A 2690-nucleotide genomic window follows, 5' to 3' on the forward strand; every position below is an offset into this window, starting at 1 on the left:
GATAAATACAAGATAAATACAATGTACTACTGATCCTCGACGAAATAGCTACTGGGTTTGGTCGAACAGGGAAGCTATTTGCCTGTGAACACTCACAGGTACAGCCCGATATTTTATGTGTGGGAAAAGCATTAACTGGAGGCTATATGACGCTTTCAGCTACCCTAGCATCCAAAAATGTCGCTGATACCGTTTGTGGTGGAGATGCTGGATGCTTTATGCATGGACCAACATTCATGGGGAATCCACTGGCGTGTGCGGTCGCTACTGCTAGTTTAGAAATCATCGAGCAAGGTGATTGGAAAAAACAAACTTCCGCAATCGAAGAACAGTTTTCGCAACAATTACCGAAGCTACTAGAGTATGAAAATGTGAAAGACGTCCGTTGGCTTGGTGCAATAGGTGTCGTAGAGACACATACACCCGTTGACATGGAAACTATTCAAGCGAAGTTCGTTGAGCAAGGTGTATGGATACGTCCGTTTGGTAAGCTAATCTATATGATGCCACCGTTTATCAGCCAACCTGAACATATCACAAGTCTTGTCAGTGCTATAGATTCAGCACTGCAGGATGAAACCTGCTTCCAACGCTAAATACGTAAGAACTCTGCTTTGAGTTTTCGTGAAATCTATTGCTTGTATCTGATTGCATTCGAACGGCCTTACCCGACTCCTAAGCATTTAGCTGGAAAGGGGATGAGTAAGGCCCTATTGTTGAGTAACTACCGAAGTTGGCTGTCTTTGCTCGCCCTTCGGTTAATTAAAGACTGAAGGTGAGAAACCTGCTCCAATGTACTTTGACACTCGATACACAGGTTTACCCCTTTAATTGCAAGTCGTCTTGCTTCTGGAATTGGATCACCACACTCTTCACAATAAAGAGCACTTTCTCCATGATGAATACTATTTCTGACTCTTGAAATTTCGTCGTCAATTGTGTTTTGAATTTGTTGGCTGACACTGTCGTCATTCGCCCACCCTACGGCCATAAAGCCCTCCTCACCATCGTTATAGAAAATAATGTGTTTGAGAAAATCTATACTTACCGCTTAACCCCATAGGGATAAGTTGGCCATCATCATACCCCTAACAAAAGCAATGATAATTACCGAAAAATACAAAACACTATTACTTTTAAGCAATAGTCACTTACCTATTTTATCGACACAGCAAAAGTTTCAGTTGCTGCAGACATAAAAAAACCCAGCTAAAAGCTGGGTTTAAAATCAATCGTTCATCACTACAACAGAGACAAAACTAGATTAACCGATGTGCGTTACGCCGCCCATATATGGTTGCAGTACAGCAGGGATAGCGATACGGCCATCTGCTTCTTGGTTATTCTCAAGAATCGCAACCATTGTACGGCCAACAGCAAGACCAGAACCGTTCAATGTGTGAACCAACTCTGGCTTCTTCTCACCCTTGCGGCGGAAACGAGCTTGCATACGACGAGCTTGGAAATCCCACATGTTTGAACAAGAAGAAATCTCACGGTAAGTTTCTTGTGCTGGAACCCATACTTCTAAGTCGTATGTTTTGCATGCGCCGAAGCCCATATCACCAGTACAAAGAACCACTTTACGGTAAGGAAGCTCTAGTAGTTGAAGTACTTTCTCAGCATGACCTGTTAGTTCTTCAAGTGCAGCCATTGAGTCTTCTGGCTTAGTGATCTGAACCAACTCAACTTTGTCGAATTGGTGCATACGGATAAGACCACGAGTATCACGACCGTAAGATCCCGCTTCAGAACGGAAACAAGGTGTATGAGCTGTCATCTTGATAGGTAGATCAGCTTCATCGCTGATCGTATCACGAACCATGTTTGTTACAGGTACTTCCGCTGTAGGGATAAGTGAAAGTTTCTTAAGAGGAACGTCACTTACCTGCTCAGTCAATGGACTAGTGTGGAATAGGTCTTCACCGAATTTTGGTAATTGACCAGTGCCAAACAAGCTATCTGAGTTCACTAGGTACGGTACATACATTTCAGTGTAGCCGTGCTCATCAGTGTGTAGATCTAGCATGAATTGAGCAATTGCGCGGTGTAGACGTGCGAATTTACCTTTCATAACAATAAAACGAGAACCCGACACTTTGACAGCACTTGCGAAATCAAGACCGCCAGACATTTCGCCTAGGTCAACGTGATCTTTAACTTCGAAGTCATAAGCTTTTGGCTCACCCCAACGAGAAATTTCAACGTTCTGGTCTTCACTTTCACCGTTAGGAACAGAGTCATCTGGTAAGTTAGGAACTGCAGAAGTGATCTCGTCTAGTTGAGCCTGAAGCTCAGACAGAGAAACTTTAGCTTCATCAAGTTCTGCACCTAAGTTACCTACTTCAGCAAGGATGCGAGCAGCTTCTTCATGTTCGCCTTTTGCTTTCGCTTGGCCAATGGACTTCGAGCGAGAGTTACGTAACGCTTGTAGTTCTTCAGTTTTCATCTGAAGGGACTTACGCTTTTCTTCAAGTCCACGAATTGTCTCTACGTCTAGGGTGTAACCTCGACGTGCTAATTTTGCAGCTGTTTCATCCAGCTCAGCTCGAAGTAATTTAGAATCCAGCATTGCTAATCCTATGCTTTAGTTATTTGAATATTCAGTAGATTGACTACTGAATCACTACTAAACCACCAAAATTGATTGTATTTCAACCAAATATTGGCAATTTAATCTGAATATATTG

At 42.9% G+C, this 2690-nt stretch carries 2 protein-coding genes and 1 pseudogene; 1 reads left to right on the top strand and 2 read right to left on the bottom strand.

All coding sequences use genetic code 11. The features are described 5' to 3' along the window. Nucleotides 1-11 precede the first annotated feature (11 nt). A pseudogene (locus L4C33_RS21325) lies at nucleotides 12-596 on the top strand (aminotransferase class III-fold pyridoxal phosphate-dependent enzyme); the annotation flags it as partial. A gap of 128 nt (nucleotides 597-724) precedes the next feature. On the opposite strand, the gene L4C33_RS21330 reads toward L4C33_RS21325, so the two are convergent. Beyond that, the gene (locus L4C33_RS21330) at nucleotides 725-991 is read right to left on the bottom strand and encodes a DksA/TraR family C4-type zinc finger protein (RefSeq protein ID WP_428814396.1); all 267 of its coding nucleotides are present in this window, start codon (nucleotides 989-991) and stop codon (nucleotides 725-727) included. Between the two features lie 273 nt (nucleotides 992-1264). Further along, on the bottom strand, nucleotides 1265-2572 hold the full coding sequence (gene serS / locus L4C33_RS21335; protein WP_428814397.1) for a serine--tRNA ligase: 1308 nt from the start codon (nucleotides 2570-2572) through the stop codon (nucleotides 1265-1267). Between the last annotated feature and the right edge of the window lie 118 nt (nucleotides 2573-2690).

The sequence above is a fragment of the Vibrio makurazakiensis genome, assembly GCF_050337375.1.
GTDB classification, from domain to species: Bacteria; Pseudomonadota; Gammaproteobacteria; order Enterobacterales; family Vibrionaceae; genus Vibrio; species Vibrio makurazakiensis.

Bases quoted from the DNA above. Each gene is read 5' to 3' on its own strand.
- L4C33_RS21330 (WP_428814396.1), bottom strand. From the start codon at position 991: ATGGCCGTAGGGTGGGCGAATGACGACAGTGTCAGCCAACAAATTCAA.
- serS (WP_428814397.1), bottom strand. From the start codon at position 2,572: ATGCTGGATTCTAAATTACTTCGAGCTGAGCTGGATGAAACAGCTGCA.